This is a genomic window from Micromonospora sp. DT229 (assembly GCF_049844505.1).
Taxonomy (GTDB): Bacteria; Actinomycetota; Actinomycetes; order Mycobacteriales; family Micromonosporaceae; genus Micromonospora.
In genome coordinates, this window is record NZ_JBNCLD010000025.1 from 62,529 (window position 1) to 79,131 (window position 16,603).

Below are 16,603 nucleotides of genomic sequence, written 5' to 3' on the forward strand. Positions count from 1 at the left end.
CTCCCGTGTCGTCCGTTGCGGTCGTGCAGACCGCCGAGCCGATCAGCGAAGTGATCACGCGATCCACGGGATTCCACGCTAACACCTCCCCTGGGCGGCCCCGGTGCCGCACCCGAGGTAGGCCGTCGCGGTTCACCCGGTCGCGACCTCGGCCGATGACCGTACCGCCCGGCCGCGCTGGCCTCCGGGCTCACTCGACGGCACCGCGCCGCCCGTGGTGGCGGCCCCGCCACCCTCGGCGGCCGGGTCCACGACACCCGCCCCGCCGGCGGCCGCTTCCGCCCCGGCCGGCCTACCCTCGGCTGCCGGGCCGCCCTCGGCTGCCGACCCCGAAGATGCCGGCCCGTCCTCGGGTGCCGGGCCGCCTTCGGGTGCCGGCGCGCCTGAGGGGCCGGAGTCCTGTGGGCGGTCGGTGCCCGGGCGGGTCCGGTCCGCGGCGTGGTCGAGCACCCGCAGCGCCGCCAACGCCGCCATCGGCACCACCACGGCCGCCGCTGCGCCCGCCACGTCCAGGCCCACCGCCCCCAACACCCCACCGATCACGGCCGCCACCCCGGTGCCGGCCATGGCCGCGCGGATCGCCGGGTAGATGCCGAACAACCGCATCAGCCCGCCCCAGGGTCGCAGCAGGGCGAACCACAGCAGCAGGGCCCCGACCAGGGCCAGCACCGTCAGCGGGCTGTTGACCAGGGTCTGGAAGCTGGAGGCGCTGGAACGTTGCACCGTCAACCCGCCGGTGCCGTCGCCCAGGGCGGCGAGGAACCGGCCCAGGCTCCCCCGCTCGCCGGGCGGACGACCCAGGTCCACCACCGCGAAACCGACGGTCACCGCCAGCCCGGCCATCCCCGCCCAGGCCAGGCGGGTCATGGTCAACCAGCCGCCGGCACTGACCGCCGCGGCCACGCTCACCCCGGCGGTCAGGGCGATCGCCCCGATCGAGTCGGCACCCAGATAGGGGCTGCCGACCACCACCACGGCGGCACCACCGACCAGCACCATCACGGTAGGTCGCCACCGGCGGTGCACCTGTTGGGCCAGCCAACCGGCGGTCAGCAGGGCGGCGGCGACGAACACACCGAGCCCCACCGTGCCCAGCCCGGCGTAGCGGCCCCCCTCCAGCGCGGAGTAGCCGATCACGCCGTTGAGTTGCAGGCGGGCGCCGGTGACCACATCCAGGCCGACCGCCAGGGTGGTCAGCCCGGCCACCGCGCCGAGGGGCCCCAGGGTGCTGCGGTAGCCCGGTGCCAGCCGCACCAGCAAGGTCGTGGCGGCCAGCAGGGCGGCCGTCAACCCGGCGAAGGTGGCCGCCGGGTAGGTGTTGCGCCACCAGGGCACGGCCTCGGCCAGCAGGGCCGCCGGCATCGCCAGGGCGGCGGCGACCAGCAGCAGTTCCACGACCGCCACCACCCGCGGGGACACCGGCTTCGGACCGTACGGTCCGGCGTGCCGGCGGGCCCGACGCAGCAGCGGCAGCACCGCCACGGCCAACGCCACCTGGACCCCGGCCAGCAGGGTGAAGAACCCCCCGGCGACCTCCCGTTGCGCGGCGGCCTCCCGGTCGGCGTCGGCCGGTTCGGTGATCGCGGCGGCCAGGTCGTCCGGGCGGCCACCGACGGACTCGGCGGGTCGGCCGAGGAAGGGCCGGTCCGGCATCGGGCGATCCAACGCCGTCAACGCGGTCGGGGCCAGGTCGATCAGTTGCAGGTAGCCCCGACGTCCGGTGGTCGGCGAGGTCAACCAGCCGTTGTCCCAACCCGGGCCGTCGGCCACGGCCACGTGCAGCCGGGAGGGGCGTTCGGTGTCGGCGACCCCAGCCACGATCACCAGGGAGTTCGGTGGCCGGGCGGCCAGCACCCGGGCCAGTTGGGTGTCGGCCTCCCGCGCCGCCGCGGCACGTTCGGCCGGGTCCGCACCGGCGACCGTGCCCAGGTCGACGATGCTCAGTACGCAGGAACTGAGCAGCCCGGCCGGATCCGCCGGCAGGGTCGGCTCGTACCGGTCGACCCGGCCGAAGGGTCGGGCCGCCGCCACCGCAGCCCCCGGGCCGACCGCGACCGAACAGCGCACCGACTCCGACAGGGCGCCCGGCACGGTGCCCCACGGCAGCCGGTCCTGGTTGTGCACGACGACGCCCTCCTGCTCGGGCAGGTTCGCCCCGATGCGGTCCGGCCGGTCCACCCGCACCTCGGCCGGTGGGCACTCGCCGTCCGGCTGGCCGCTGGTCCACCCGGCGAAGCTGCCCGCCCCCAGGGTCAGCCAGCCGTCCAGCGGGCAGGTGGGCCGGTAGGCCGACCGCACCGACAGGGAGCCGATGGAGCCATTGCGGGCCAACTGCCACAGGGTCGGGGTGCGTTCGGCGTCGACGTCCTCCCACCGCAACCCGGCCACCCCGACCAGCACCACGAAGTCGGCGCCGGGTCGAGCCGGCGGGGTGGTCGGCCGGGCGGCCAGGGCGACGATGCCCATCACCACGACGACCAGGGTGAGCAGGATCGAAGCGGCTCGGCGCACCATCATCGGCGTCCCGTCGACGAGGCGTCGGCATCCGGGGTGGCCAGTTCGGTGTAGAGGGTGACCAGTTGGGCCACCGTGTCCGACTCGGTGGGCCAGGTAGCCGCCTGGGCCGCACCGCACCGCCCCAACTCGGTGCGGCGGCGGTCGTCGTCGAGCAGGTCACGGACCGCGGCGTCGACCGCGTCGACGTCACCCGGCGGCACCAGCACGGCCGCGTCGCCGACCAGCTCCGGCAGCCCACCCACCGCGGTGGCCACCAGCGGCACCCCGGCCCGCAGCGCCTCCTGGGCGAACAACTGCCGGGCCTCCCAGCCACTGGTGACCACGGCCAGGTCCGCCGCGGCCAGCAGGTCCGCCACATCGGTACGGTGCCCGAGCAGGGTGATCGGGGCCCGGACGGCACTGATCCGGGCGGCCAGCGGCAGGTACGCCGGTCCACTACCGGCGATCACCACGGCCGGAGGTGGAGTCCGGGTCCGCCACCGGGCGGCGGCGTCGATCAGCACGTCGTAGCGCTTCTGCGGATGCAACCGGCCGACCGAGAGGATCAACGGCTGGTCGGCGGCGACCGCGAACTCGGCCCGTACGGCGGTCCGCCCGCGTCGCGGGGCGGGCAGCGCCGGCGCGGCCACCGGGGCCAGCCGGGCGTCCCGGGCCCCGAGCGCCACCGCCCGCTCGACCAGATCGGCGGAGGCCCCCAGCACCACCCGGGCCCCGCGGGCGACGATCCGCTCGACCAGGCGGGACAGCCCACCCCGCAGCCCACCGGCGAGCACCGCGTTGTGCCAGGTGACCACCAGCGGGGCGGGCGGTCGGGCGAGCACCCCCACCAGGGCGGCGCGTAGTCCGTGCGCGTGCAGGACCCGCACCTGCTCGGCGGCGAGCACCCGTCGCAGCGCCGTCACCGCCCGGGCGTCGCCGGGGGCGGGGCTGGCCGGGATCTCCACCGCCGCGAAGCGGGCCCCGGCGCCGACGAAGTCGAACTGGTCCTGGGTCGCCGCCGGCCCGCAGACCAGCACCGACTGCCCGGCGGCGGTCAACCCGCGGGTCAGCGCCCGCACATGTTGACCGACTCCACCGGTACTGGAGGCCAGCAGCAGCACCACGGTGCCCGTCCGCTCAGGCGTAGCCACCGGCTGATCACTCCTTCCCGTCGCCCTGCTCCGGGGGGCTCCCGTCCTGCTGCCTATCCCGTAGGCGGGCCGGCAGCCGTCGGCGCAGCCCGGCCAGCACCGGACGCACGTCACGCCGGTCGACCGACCAGACCACGGCGAGGAACACGACGCCGACCAAGACTCCGGACAGCATGCCCTGCCCCAGGGCCACCCACCGCGTCGGGGTGCCGTCCCCGTCGGCCACCAGCCGCAGCAGCCCCAGCGCGGCCAGCGCCCCCGCGGTGGCGCCCAGCAGCCCGGCCCCGGCGGCCCGGGCGGCACCGGCGAGCGCGGCCGACCCGGCCGCACGTCGTACGGCGACCAGCAGCAGCCCGCCCAGCAGGAGCATGCCGACCGAGTTGGCCAACGCCACCGCGAGCACCCGGTCGGCCACCGGCAGCAGCGCAGACAGCGGCAGCAGGACCAGCGGGACGGCCAGCCAACCGGCGGTGATCGCGGCGGTGGCCGACCGGGTGGCCCCCCGGGCGTACAGGGCCCGGGAGAGCACCGCGAACAGTCCGTACCCGAGCAGCCCGGGGGCGTACCCGGCGATGGCCGCGGCGGTGGCCTCGGCGTTGAGCGGGAAGAACCGCCCGATCGGCCCGGCCGCGCCGACCAGTACGGCGACCCCGAGGAAGCTGAGCAGCAGCACCCCCCGCAGGGTGGCCGACAGGGTGTCGCGGTAGGTCTGCTCGTCGCTCTCGGCGGAGGCCGCCGCGAGGGTGGGGTACGCGGCGGTGGCCAGCGGCACCGCCAGCACCGCCCAGGGCAGCAGGTAGAAGGTCTGGGCGAGGTTGAACACCTGGGGTGCCTCGGTGAGCCCGCCGGCGATCCGGAACAGGATCACCGCCAGGGCGACCTGTTGGGCGGTGACCGTCACCACCCCGGCCACGGCCAGCCCACCCACCCGGGCCCGGGCGTCGGCGGCGAAGGTGTACCCCGGACGGGGTCGCAGCCGCAGCCGACGGATCGGGATCAGCAGCGACAGGGACAGCACCACCACCCCGAGGGTGGTACCCCCGGACAGGATCAGTTCCGCGCCGCGACCGGCCTGCGCCACGCTGGCTCCCGGCCCCGCGACCCCGACGAAGACCAGGTAGGCGACGATCACCGTGAGGCTGGACAGCAGCGGCGCGATCACCGGCCAGGCGAACCGGCGATGCGCCTGGAGTACCCCGGTGAGCACGATGCCGATGCCGTACAGCGGTAGTTGCGGTGCGAAGACCCGCAGCATCCGGGCCCCGGCGGCGAGTTCCTCCGGCGACCGGTTGTCCCCCAACAGGCCGATCAGCGGGCCGGCGGCCAGCGCCAGCAGCACCGCCAACGGGACCAGCAGGGTCACCGTCCAGGTCAGCAGGGCGCCGGTGGTGGCCGTCACCGCCTGCCGGTCACCGGCCGCGACCGCACCGGCCAGCAGCGGTACGACCAGACTGGCCAGCGCCCCACCGGCGACGATCTCGAAGATGATGTTGGGTACGGCGTTGGCCAGCACGTACATGGCGCCCAGGTCGCTGTCCTGGACCACCCAGGTGAACACGGCCGTACGCCCGAACCCGGCCAATCGGCTGAGCACGGTGAGTACGGCGATGAGTGCGGCCGCCGAGGCCACCCGGCCGACGCCGGCCAGGGGTGCCGGTCTGGTCACGTCAGTCGGGGCGACGGCCCAGCGCGTCCAGGTCGCGCAGTCCCGGCGTACTCGCGATGACCTTCGTGAAGCTGACCTTCTCGCTGGCGGCGGTGAGCCCGGTGAGCACCGCGAGCAGGACGGCCCGGCCGACCGGTCCGGTACGCGCGGCCAACGCCACCCCGAGCACCGCACCGAGGGCGTTGGCGCCGCTGTCGCCGAGCATCACGTCCTCGTTCAGGTCGGCGGGGAGCAGCCCGCCGGCAGCGCCGAGGGCACCGGCGGCGATCCCGCCCTGCCGACCCCCGGTCAGGGGTGCGCCGAGCAGCAGACCGGACTTCAAGGCCCGCCCGGGCCGCAGGTCCAGCAGGTTGAGCAGGTTGGCGGCACCGGCGATCACACCGGCGCCGAGCAGCACGTCGACGCCCCGGCCCAGCGGGCCCTGCCGCTGTCGTCCCCGATGCCCGGCCACCCCCTGGTCGGCAGCGAGCAGGGCGGCGGCACCGAGACCGGCCGCACCCACCCCGACGATCTTGACCAAGCCGGCGGTGACCCGACCCTGCCGGAGTGCGGCCAGATGCCCCGCGAAGCCCTTGTACGCCTTCTGCTCCGGTCGGGCGCCGACCACGTCGTCGTACAGCCCGACGGCCCCCGCGCCGAGCCCGGCGACCAGGGTCGCCGCCCCGGCCGGCGCACTCGCCGCCCCGCAGGCCGCCGCGCCGCTGGCACCCGCCGCCAGGGCCGGCCCGGCCGCCAGGGTCACCGTACGGCCGCGGAAGTTGGTCCGCTCCAGCCCGGGTCCGGCCGGGGAGGTACGCACCTGACGCAACGCGTACCGGGCGGCAGCCGCCCCGATGCCCGCTACCAGTAGTCCCCTGACGATCGTCACGCCACCGCCTCGCTCCGCACGCTCACACGTCCTCCCCGCCGGTCGACGCACATGGTGGAATCCGGGCACCGGGTGCACCGGCGTTCACTGGGGCAGTCTAGGCACCAGGGATGCGGCGTTGTCGCCGACGCCGTACTGGCCGGCCTTGTGCTCGGTGAGCTGCTGCACCAGGGCCAGGGTGGTGACCAACTGCCCCTGCACGGTGTTGGCGTTGTCGATGGTCGAGATGCGCTGCGCGAGCACCGCGTCGCCGCGGACGAAGGCCACCAGATTGCCGTTGGCGGATCCGTTGCCGGCCACCACGATGCCCCCGGTCCGGTCGAACTGCTCGGCGATCTTCACCACGGACTCGTCCTTCTTGGCGGAGTCCTTGTCCACGTACGGCAACCCGCTGACCAGGACCACCGCCTCGGCCGCCGCGGTGATCCGGTCGGCGACGCTGAGGTAGTTGGCGTTGCTGTACGCGGCCACCACGGCCCGCCGGTCGGCCTCGGTGACCGGCGCGGCGTCGGCCGGCTGATCCAGCAGCACGGTGGCCAACAGGGCGCTGGAGGTCTCCACCCCGTGGCCGTTGCCGGGCAGGTTGGCCGTCGGGGCCCCGGTCGGCCGTGCCGCGGTGACCGCCAACTCCAGCAGGTTGTTGTTGTTCTCCGGGTTGATGAACTTGTCCTGCAGATCGATGCGACCGGTGATGTCTGCGCCGGCGAGTTGCAGCATCTCCAGCACCCCCTCGGCGTGGTCCCGGCCGGTCGGGGTGGTCAGCAGCAGCACCTTCTTGCCGGTCAACTTGCCCGGCAGGGTGATCTGCGCCATCTCGGCGGCGAACTCCTCCTCCAGCTCCAGTTCCCGTTCCATGCTCTGGACCGTCTGGCGCATCTGCTGGTTGGCCTTGCTCAGCGCGTCGACGTGCTCCTTGAGGGAGTCGGCCACCGGACCGTTGAGCGCGGCGGTGCCGACCACCAGGCCGATCGCCAGGGCCAGGAAGACCGCGGTCAGGGACACCACGTGGTAGCGAAAGTTGATCACGCTTGCAGCCTCTTGATCGGTCGGGGGCTAGAGGAGCTGGCCGAGCTGGAACACGAAATTGTCCCACCACTCGGAGACCACGCCCAGGTACGCCTTACCGACGGTGGAGACGGCCACCGCCGATGCCATGGCGGCGACCGCCGAGAGCACCAGCAGCAGCAGGGAGGAACCGGAGATGCCCTGCCGGTAGAGCCGGCTGACGCCCTTGGCGTCGACCAGCTTGCCGCCGACCTTGAGCCGGGTGAGGAAGGTCGAGGCCATTCCGCCGCGCCCCTTGTCGAGGAACTCCACGAGGGTGGCGTGGGTACCCACCGCCACTATCAGCGAGGCGCCCTTCTCGTCGGCCAGCAGCATGGCGAGGTCCTCGCTGGTGGCGGCGGCGGGGAAGGTCACCGCCGGCACCCCCAAACCGTTGACCCGGGGCAGTCCGGGCGCCCGGCCGTCCGGGTAGGCGTGCACGATCACCTCGGCACCGCAGCGCAACACGTCATCGGTGACCGAGTCCATGTCACCGATGATCATGTCCGGGGTGTAGCCCGCCTCGACCAGCGCGTCGGCACCACCGTCGACGCCGATCAGCACCGGCTTGAACTCCCGGATGTACGGGCGCAGCACGTCCAGGTCGGCCTTGTAGTCGTAACCCCGGACCACGATCAGGCAGTGCCGGCCCTGGACCTCGGTGGCGATCTCCGGCACACCGACACCGTCGAGCAGCAGGTCACGCTCCTGCTTGAGGTAGTCCATGGTGTTGGCGGCGAACGCCTCCAACTGCACCGACAGACCCTCGCGGGCGTCCGTCATCGCCTTGGCCACGCTCTCGGCGTCCTGCAGGCTGCCGTGCGCCACCGCATCGTCACCCAGGAAGACCGTGTTGCCCTCGATCCGCACGGTGTCGCCCTCGCGGATGCGCTCGAAGATGCCCTCACCCAGATCGTCGAGCAGCGGGATGCCCGCGGAGACCAACACCTCCGGCCCCAGGTTCGGATACCGACCGGAGACCGAGGGCTTGGCGTTGATCACCGCACCGACACCGACCGCGACCAACGAGTCGGCCGCGACCCGATCCAGGTCGACATGGTCGATGACCGCTATGTCACCGGGGCGCAACCGCCCCACCAGCCGCTTCGTCCGGCGGTCCAGGCGCGCGGTGCCGAGGATCTGTCCCGGTTCCGCGTTCCGGGTCCGTCGCAACGTGGGTAGACGCATCGTGACCATCCTGGCATGTGAGGCAGGCGAATCTGTCGCGACATGCCTGAGCAGGGCCGCCTACCCAGGGAAGCACATACCGGCGAAGGCCGGTGTGCCTCCGCTCACAATGATGGTCTCACGACCGCCGTTCCCTGGCCGCCACGGCCAGCAACTCCTCCGCGTGAGCGATACCCAGATCGGAATCCGGCAAACCCGCCAACATCCGGGCCAGTTCCCGGGCCCGCTCGGTGTCCTCCACCACCCGCACCCCACTGGTGGTCACCGCACCCCCGGTGTCCTTGGCCACCACCAGATGCCGGTCGGCGAACGCGGCCACCTGCGGCAGGTGGGTCACCACGAGCACCTGGTGACTACGGGCCAGCCGGGCCAACCGCCGACCGATCTCCACCGCCGCCTGACCGCCTACCCCTGCGTCGACCTCGTCGAAGACCAGGGTGGGCGGGCCACCGGAACCGGCGAAGACCACCTCTATGGCGAGCATCACCCGGGACAGCTCACCCCCGGAGGCACCCCGCTGCAACGGCAACGACGGGGCACCCGGATGTGCCAGCAACCGCAACTCGACCTCGTCGCCGCCGTCCGGCCCGACCCCGACCTCCACCCCGTTGACCGGCAAGGTGGGCTCGGCCCGACCCGCCGGCCGGGGCAGCACCGCCACCTCCACCCGGGCGTGCGGCATGGCCAGCCCGGCCAACTCGACCGTGACCTGTTCGGCGAAGCGCAGCGCCGCCTCCTGACGGGACGTCGACAGCCGCCCGGCCAACTCGGCCACCTCACCGGCCAGCCGGGAGGCCTCCCGGTCCAACTCGTCGAGAAACTCGTCCGAGGTGTCCAACTCGGACAACCGGATACGGGCCCGCTGCGCCCAGGCGATCACCCCGTCGATGTCGTCGGCGTACTTGCGGGTCAACGCCCGCAACGCCGCCCGACGCTCGTAGATCGCCTGCAGCCGGGCCGGATCGGCGTCCAGACCGGCGAGGTAGGTCGACAGCTCCACGGACACGTCGGCGACCAGGGTGGCCGCCTCCTCCAACCGGGCCGCCAGCTCACCGAGGGCCGGATCCGTGCCGGCCTGCCCCTCCAACGTCCGGCGGGCGGTGCCCAGCAGGGTCGAGGCGTCCGGGGTGTCGTCGGTGGCCTCCAGACCACCGGCCACGCACAGGTGGGCCAGCTGCGCCGCGGCGCGCAGCCCCTCGGCATGCTCCAGCCGCCGCACCTCCGCCTTCAGTTCGTCGTCCTCACCCGGCTGCGGATCCACCCGGGTGATCTCGTCGAGGCCCAGCCGCAGCAGATCCGACTCCTGGTGACGCTCCCGGGCGTTGCGCCGCCGGTCAGCCAGATCCTCGACCACCCGCCGCCACTGCGCGTACGCCTCCCGGGTCGCCTCCAGCAGCTTCTCGTGCTCCGGCCCGGCGAACCGGTCCAGCGCGGCCCGCTGCTCGGCCGGCCGCAACAACCGCAGCTGGTCGGACTGGCCGTGCACGGCCACCACCTGCTCGCCGACCTCACCGAGCATCGACACCGGCATGGCCCGCCCACCCAGGTGGGCCCGCGACCGGCCCTCGACCGTGACCGTACGACTCAACAGCAGGGAGCCGTCCTCGTCCGGCTCGCCACCGGCGTCGCTGATGCGCGCGTGCACCGTCTCGGCGTACCGGCCGGCCAGCCGCAGCCGCCCCTCCACGACCGCCCGACCCGGTTGGGCACGCACCCGGCCCGCGTCGGCCCGACCGCCGAAGAGCAGACCGAGGCCGGTCACCACCATGGTCTTGCCCGCACCGGTCTCCCCGGTGATGACGTTCATACCGCCGGTCAACGGCAGCGTGGTGTCCTCGATGACGCCCAGTCCGGTGATGCGCAGCTCTTCCAGCACAGCACCCGACAGTAGACGCGGTGCCCGACACTTGACCAGCCGGCGCGGACCCCGGCGCGTCCCGACCGGCGCACTCGGACGGATTCTGTCCGGTCGATCAGCGACGGGAACCGCGCCAGCCCTGCACCGGCAGGTCGAACTTGGCCACCAGCCGATCGGTGAACGGTCGATCCCGCAGCCGCACCACCCGCACCGGCAGAGCGCCCCGCCGCACCGTGATCCGCGCCCCCGGCGGCAGGTCGTAGACGCGCCGACCGTCGCAGGAGAGCACCGCGAGGGTGGTGTACGGGTCAACGGTGATCGAGATGGTCGAGGTGGGCGCGGTAACCAGCGGGCGGCTGAACAGGGCATGGGCGCTGATCGGCACCAGCAGCAGGGCCTCCACCTCCGGCCACACCACCGGCCCACCCCCGGAGAAGGCGTACGCGGTCGAGCCGGTGGGGGTCGCGCAGATCACTCCGTCGCAGCCGTACCGGGACAGCGGCCGAGCGTCCACATCGACCATCAGCTCCAGCATCTGGGCCCGTTCGCCCTTTTCGACGCTGATCTCGTTGAGCGCCCAGGACTCGATGGTCGGCCCGCCGTCGAAGGTCGCGGTGACATCGAGGGTCAGCCGCTCGTCGACCGTGTAACTGCGGGAGACCACATCGCTGACCGCACTGTCCAGGTCATCGATCTCCGCCTCGGCCAGGAACCCGACCTTGCCCAGGTTGATGCCGAGCAGCGGGGCCTTCGCCGGACGGGCCAGCTCCGCCGCCCGCAGGAAGGTCCCGTCCCCACCGAGCGCGAACACGATCTCCGCGCCCTCGGCGGCCAGCGGACCACTCACCGGGATCACCCCGGGCAGGTCCAGGTCCTCGGCCTCCTCGGCGACCACCCGCACCTGGAAACCGGCCGCGATCAGATCGCAGGCCACCGCCCGGGCGTGCTCCGTACTGCGCCGACGGCCGGTGTGGGTGACCAGCAGAGCGGCCCGGGTCACCGGCTCCACCCTCCGGTCGCCACGCCGACCCACCGGCCGGCGTACGGCCGGCACCTGCCCGCCGTCAGCCGCCCACTGCTCGCGCTCACCCTGCGACCTCCTCCGTCGCCGCGCCCGGCACCTCCCCGGACATCGTCGGCCCCTGCGGCCCAGCGGCGACCACCGCACGGACCCGTTCCGGATCGGCCGGCGGCGCGCCCCGGCGTAACCATACGAAGAACTCGACATTGCCGCTCGGCCCCGGCAGCGGGCTGGCCGCCACGTCCACCAGACCCAACTGGTGGCCCATGGCCGCCGCCGCGACATCGAGCACCGCCTCGGCCCGAAGCGCCGGATCGCGCACCACCCCGCCCGCGCCCACCCGCTCCTTGCCCACCTCGAACTGCGGCTTGACCATGAGCACCAGGTCCCCCTCGGTGCAGCCGGCCAGCGCCGGCATGACCAGCCGCAGCGAGATGAAGGACAGGTCGGCCACGGTCAACTCGACCGGCCCACCGATCACCTCCGTGGTGAGGGTCCGCACGTTGGTGCGCTCGAAGACCCGTACCCGCTCGTCGGTGCGCAGCGACCAGGCCAGCTGCCCGTAGCCGACGTCCACCGCGACCACCTCGGCCGCACCGGCACGCAGCAGCACATCGGTGAACCCCCCGGTGGAGGCACCGGCGTCCAGGCAGCGTCGACCGGCCACGGTCAGCCCGGCAGGGGTGAACGCGGCCAGCGCCCCCGCCAATTTGTGCCCGCCCCGGGAGACGTACTCCGAGGTGGGATCGTCGCCGGTGACCAGCAGCGGATCGGCCGGATCGACCATCGCGGCGGCCTTACGCGCCGGCACCCCCCGCAACAGGACGCGGCCGGCCTCCACCAGAGCGGCCGCCTGCTCCCGGGAACGGGCCAGGCCACGGCGGACGAGTTCGGCGTCCAACCGGTTTCTACGTGCCATGGACGAGCGGCCTCCTCAGGCCTGATCGATGGTGGCCAGGGTTTCCCGCAACGTCTGGTACGCGGCCTCGTACTGCGCGATCTGGTCGGCCGGGGCCAGCACCTCGGCGTTGGCCATCGCCTGCACCGCGGCCCGTACCGCCGGATGCTCGCCCTCGTCGGCCTCCTCCGCCGCCCAGCGACGCGGCGGCGGACCCGGACGCGGGCCCGGCAGCGGTCCGCTCACGCCGGGCCGTCCGCATCCGGACGTGCCGAGGCGGCCCCACCGCCAGCGGCCTTCGTCGCCACAGTCTTCTTCGCCACGGTCTTCTTGGCGACCGCCTTCTTGGCCACGACCTTCTTGGCCGGCCGCTGAGCCACCGCCTTGCCGGGTGCCACCTGCTCGGAGGTGCTCTTCCCCGCCACCGCCCGCTTGGCTACGGCCTTCTTGGCCACCGCCTTCTTGGCCACCGCCTTACCGGGCGGGGCGGCCGCGGCGGTAGCGGGCGTGCCCACCGACGATCCGTCGGCGGACGTTCCCGGGCCTCCGACCGAAGCTCCTCCCCCGGCAGAAGCTGCCCCGGTCGATGCGCCGGCCGTCCGCAGCTGCCGCTCCAACTCGAGGACCCGGCGCTCCAACTCGGCCACCTCGTCGGCGCTGGCCAGTCCCACCGCGCCGAGCGCCCGCTCGACCTCGAACCGCACCAGCTTGGTCAGCGCCTCCCGGTTCGCCGCGCCGGTCGCGCGTAGTTCGTCGGCCAGCGCCTGGAGCTGAGCGGCGGTCGCACCGGTCGAGCCCATCGCCCGACGCACCGCGTCCTGCGCCTTCTTCCGAGGCGCCTCCGTCAAGCCCATGGCCAGTTCGAGGTAGGTGCGCCATGCGTCCTGCATGCCTGACTCCTTTTCACCCAGCGGGTCTTCGGGTGTCACGCTACCGGGCCACCGGGTATGTCCCGTGCGGTACGGTGCCCGGGAACGACCTGGTGTGCGAGGAGGCGATGGTGGCCACGGTGGACGAGTGCCGGCAGGCGTTGCAGGATCTGGCCACCCGGCTGGAACGCAACGCAGAGGCCGTCCGGAATCGGGTCGACCTGGATCGCACCCTGGCCTGCCGGATCACCGACCTGGAGACCGCCTTCCACGGCCGGATCAGTGACGGCCGGCTGGTCGACCTGGCCGACGGCGACAACCCCCAGGCCAAAATCGCCATGAGTACGACCAGTGACGACCTGGTCGCCCTGGTCCGCGGCGAACTCGACGTCACCCGCGCGGTCGCCAACCGCCGGGTGTCGATCAAGGCGAACCCCTTCGACCTGATGAAGCTGCGCAAGCTGCTCTGAGCACCGCTTCAGGCGGTCAGGCCGAGCTCGCGCAGCGCCTGTGCGGCCTCCGGCGACGCCGACCGGGGTGACCCGGTCGGCTGATGCTCCCAGGCCACCGCGCAGAGCGCGGCGAGAGCGTCCAGAGGGCGGCCCGCGCCGGCCAGTTCCCAGCCCTCGGCCCCCAGGCTGACCTGCCAGCCACCGTGCTCACCGGCGGGCGCCGGCACCCCTACCACCGCAGCCGGGTCGAAGAGCCCGGCCAGATCCCAGGCGACATGGGTGGGCCGCCGATGTAGCGGCGCGGCAAGCAACTCGGGCACGTCACTGACACCGGTCAGGACCAGCAGACTGTCCAGACCGGCCCGGTTGGCGCCCTCGATGTCGGTGTCCAACCGGTCACCGACGACAATCGTCCGGCCTTCCCCGGCACGCCGTGCCGCCGTGGCGAACAACTCCGGCGCGGGCTTGCCCACCACCTCGTCCGGTTCCCGACCGAGCGCCGTGGCCAGCGCGGCCACCAACGCGCCGTTGCCCGGCAGCGGTCCCCGCCCGCTGGGCAGGGTCCGGTCGGTGTTGGTCGCGATCCAGGTCGCACCCTGCCGTACGGCCACCGCCGCTTCAGCCAGGTCAGCCCAACCGACCTGCGGGCCGTAGCCCTGGAGCACGGCCACCGGCGAGTCCTCGGCCCGCGACACCGGCCGCAACCCGACCGCGGTGACCTCCGCGCGCAGCGCCTCCGCGCCCACGACCAGCACCGAAGCCCCGGCGGGCAGCCGCTCACCCAACAGTTGGGCGGCGGCAGCCGCGCTGGTCAGCACCTCGTCCGGCCGGGCCGGCACGCCCATCGCGGTGAGCAGCTCGGCCACCTCGGCCGCGCGCCGCGAGGCGTTGTTCGTCGCGTACGCCACCGCCCGGCCCTCACCGTGCAGTCGGACGACGGCCTCGACCGCGCCGGGGATCGGCCGGTCGATCAGGTAGATCACCCCGTCCAGGTCGAAGACCACCAGGGTGTACCCGTCGACCAGCCGTTCCCCGCCACCGCTCATCGCCGCTGTGCCTCCGACTCCGCGGAGCCGCCCTCCTCGGGCCGCTCGCCACCGTCGACCGGGTCCGCCTCAGCCGCAGGCTGTGCCACCCCGTCGGTGCCCTCGCCAGCCGGGTCCTCGACCTCGTCGGCCTCGACCTCATCGGCCTTGACCGTGGCCCCGCCGACCGGGCTGTTCTCGACCGCGTCGACCTCGCCGGTCACCTCGTCGCCCGCAGCCTCGACGGTCACGTCGTCGTTGTCGTCCGTGTCGTCGCCGGCCGTGTCGTCGCCGGCCGCACTGTCGGCAGCGGCGGCGTCACCGGTCGGTTCGGCCAACTCGGCGGCGGCCTCGGAGAGGTCGGCATCGGGCTGGGCCGGGACGGCTCCCGGGGCACCGGGATCGGCGGCCAGTTCCTCGGCCGCCTCGTCCTCGTCGTCACCCTCGATGACCACGCCGTCGAGTTCGAGCAGCCGCTCAGCCGCGTCGGTCTCGGCGTCGGCGTCGACCTCCGCCGCACGGGAGAACCATTCCCGGGCCTCCACCCGACGTCCACCGGCCAGCAGAGCGTCGGCGTACGCGTACCGCAGCCGCGCCGTCCACGGCTGCGGCGTGTCGGTCGTCAACTCCGGTACCTGGAGCATGGCCACGGCCGCGTCCCGCTGACCCAGGTCGCCACGGGCACCAGCGGCCACGATCAGCAACTCGATCGCGACGGCCCGGTCCAGCTTCTCCTGGTCAGCACCCCGGAACAGGTCGATCGCCCGCTCCGGCCGCCCCAGGGCCCGCTCACAGTCCGCGATGACCGCCAGGTGACTCTGCAGACCACTCATCCGGTGGTACGTCCGCAGCTCCGCGATCGCGGTCTGCCACTCGCCGGCGTGGTACGCGGCCAGCCCGACCGCTTCCCGGACCGCCGAGATCCGCGACGCCAGGCGGCGCGCGGCCAGGGCATGTGCCAGAGCCAGTGCCGGGTCCTCGTCGATCAGCTGCCCGGTCGCCACGAGGTGACGGGCCACGGTCTCCGCGACCGGCTTGGCGATCGAGAGCAGTTCGGCGCGGACGTCCTTGTCCAGGTCGGTCGCGAGAATCTCCTCGGGCAGCTCCGGAGCGGCCGTACCCTCGGTCGACTCCGCCCCGTCCCGCCCGGCATGCGACCTCTCGTCGCGCCGGCGGTCATCGCGGAACCCACCCTCACGACGATCCCCGCCGTCACGGAACCCGCCGGGACGGTCACCGCCCTCACGGCGATCCCCGCCACGGAAACCACCGGAACGGTCACCGCCCTCACGGAAGCCGCCGGGACGGTCACCGCTGTCGCGACGGAAACCACCCTCACGACGGTCACCGCCACGGAAACCGCCGGGACGGTCACCACTCTCACGGCGATCCCCGCCACGGAAACCACCGGGACGATCCCCGCCGCCGAAGCCGCCGGAACGCTCGCCGCCATCGCGACGGAAACCACCGGAGCGGTCACCGCCCTCACGACGATCCCCGCCACGGAAACCGCCGGAACGCTCGCCACTGTCGCGACGGAAGCCACCTTCACGGCGATCCCCACCACGGAAGCCACCGGGACGGTCACCGCCCTCACGACGATCCCCGCCGCCGAAGCCGCCGGAACGCTCGCCACCTTCACGGCGATCCCCACCACGGAAGCCGCCGTCACGACGGTCACCGCCGTCACGGAACCCGCCGGGACGCTCGCCGCTGTCGCGACGGAAGCCACCCTCGCGGCGATCCCCACCACGGAACCCACCGGGACGATCCCCGCCCTCACGGCGATCCCCGCCACGGAACCCGCCGGGACGATCCCCGCCGCCGAAGCCGCCGGAACGCTCGCCGCCATCGCGACGGAAACCACCGGAGCGGTCACCGCCCTCACGACGATCCCCGCCACGGAAACCGCCGGAACGCTCGCCACTGTCGCGACGGAAGCCACCTTCACGGCGATCCCCACCACGGAAGCCACCGGGACGGTCACCGCCCTCACGACGATCCCCGCCGCCGAAGCCGCCGGAACGCTCGCCACCTTCACGGCGATCCCCACCACGGAAGCCGCCG

14 protein-coding genes and 1 pseudogene are annotated in these 16,603 nt (G+C 73.5%); 2 read left to right on the forward strand and 13 right to left on the reverse strand.

What is annotated here, in order from left to right; all coding sequences use genetic code 11:
* Positions 1-132: 132 nt before the first annotated feature.
* From ACLQ2T_RS27010 to ACLQ2T_RS27060, 11 genes are all read right to left on the reverse strand, one after another.
* Positions 133-2,514 carry a hypothetical protein gene (locus tag ACLQ2T_RS27010; protein ID WP_425769177.1) on the reverse strand — a complete coding sequence of 794 codons (2,382 nt, stop codon included), beginning with the start codon at positions 2,512-2,514 and terminating at the stop codon, positions 133-135.
* Entirely contained in the window at positions 2,514-3,647 is a 1,134-nt protein-coding gene (locus ACLQ2T_RS27015; RefSeq protein WP_425769160.1) for a glycosyltransferase family 4 protein, read from the reverse strand. The genes ACLQ2T_RS27010 and ACLQ2T_RS27015 overlap by 1 nt, the downstream gene beginning before the upstream one ends.
* Before the next feature lie 7 nt (positions 3,648-3,654).
* A complete protein-coding gene (gene murJ, locus ACLQ2T_RS27020) occupies positions 3,655-5,313 on the reverse strand; it encodes a murein biosynthesis integral membrane protein MurJ (protein WP_425769161.1) in 1,659 nt (552 codons plus the stop codon).
* Position 5,314: 1 nt separating this feature from the next.
* Complete coding sequence (locus ACLQ2T_RS27025; RefSeq protein ID WP_425769162.1) at positions 5,315-6,181, reverse strand: hypothetical protein; 867 nt, start codon at positions 6,179-6,181, stop codon at positions 5,315-5,317.
* Positions 6,182-6,265: 84 nt separating this feature from the next.
* The gene (locus ACLQ2T_RS27030; RefSeq protein ID WP_425769163.1) at positions 6,266-7,207 is read right to left on the reverse strand and encodes a copper transporter; all 942 of its coding nucleotides are present in this window, start codon (positions 7,205-7,207) and stop codon (positions 6,266-6,268) included.
* Between the two features lie 27 nt (positions 7,208-7,234).
* The gene (gene steA, locus ACLQ2T_RS27035) at positions 7,235-8,413 is read right to left on the reverse strand and encodes a putative cytokinetic ring protein SteA (protein ID WP_425769164.1); all 1,179 of its coding nucleotides are present in this window, start codon (positions 8,411-8,413) and stop codon (positions 7,235-7,237) included.
* Between the two features lie 118 nt (positions 8,414-8,531).
* A complete protein-coding gene (gene recN, locus ACLQ2T_RS27040; RefSeq protein WP_425769165.1) occupies positions 8,532-10,289 on the reverse strand; it encodes a DNA repair protein RecN in 1,758 nt (585 codons plus the stop codon).
* A 97-nt stretch (positions 10,290-10,386) separates the two neighbouring features.
* Positions 10,387-11,271, reverse strand: a complete 885-nt coding sequence (locus tag ACLQ2T_RS27045; RefSeq protein WP_425769166.1) for an NAD kinase — start codon at positions 11,269-11,271, stop codon at positions 10,387-10,389.
* Positions 11,272-11,356: 85 nt separating this feature from the next.
* Entirely contained in the window at positions 11,357-12,211 is an 855-nt protein-coding gene (locus ACLQ2T_RS27050; RefSeq protein WP_425769167.1) for a TlyA family RNA methyltransferase, read from the reverse strand.
* Between the two features lie 15 nt (positions 12,212-12,226).
* Positions 12,227-12,436 (reverse strand): hypothetical protein, encoded by a 210-nt coding sequence (locus ACLQ2T_RS27055; protein ID WP_425769168.1) that lies wholly within the window; start codon positions 12,434-12,436, stop codon positions 12,227-12,229.
* Positions 12,433-13,080, reverse strand: a complete 648-nt coding sequence (locus tag ACLQ2T_RS27060; RefSeq protein ID WP_425769169.1) for a phasin family protein — start codon at positions 13,078-13,080, stop codon at positions 12,433-12,435. Before ACLQ2T_RS27060 ends, ACLQ2T_RS27055 begins: the two co-directional genes overlap by 4 nt.
* Positions 13,081-13,190: 110 nt before the next feature.
* Here ACLQ2T_RS27060 and ACLQ2T_RS27065 point away from each other — a divergent pair, with 110 nt between their 5' ends.
* Complete coding sequence (locus tag ACLQ2T_RS27065) at positions 13,191-13,529, forward strand: SCP2 sterol-binding domain-containing protein (RefSeq protein ID WP_425769178.1); 339 nt, start codon at positions 13,191-13,193, stop codon at positions 13,527-13,529.
* Between the two features lie 8 nt (positions 13,530-13,537).
* Here the strand turns inward: ACLQ2T_RS27065 and ACLQ2T_RS27070 are convergent, their stop codons facing one another.
* Together ACLQ2T_RS27070 and ACLQ2T_RS27075 are read right to left on the reverse strand one after the other, a co-directional pair.
* Positions 13,538-14,557 (reverse strand): HAD-IIA family hydrolase, encoded by a 1,020-nt coding sequence (locus ACLQ2T_RS27070; RefSeq protein WP_425769170.1) that lies wholly within the window; start codon positions 14,555-14,557, stop codon positions 13,538-13,540.
* Positions 14,554-15,555, reverse strand: coding sequence for a Replicase polyprotein 1ab (locus tag ACLQ2T_RS27075; protein ID WP_425769171.1), 1,002 nt, complete (start codon positions 15,553-15,555; stop codon positions 14,554-14,556). The genes ACLQ2T_RS27070 and ACLQ2T_RS27075 overlap by 4 nt, the downstream gene beginning before the upstream one ends.
* A gap of 132 nt (positions 15,556-15,687) precedes the next feature.
* Between ACLQ2T_RS27075 and ACLQ2T_RS27080 the strand changes: the two are divergent.
* Positions 15,688-16,603: pseudogene (locus ACLQ2T_RS27080) on the forward strand (hypothetical protein); the annotation flags it as partial.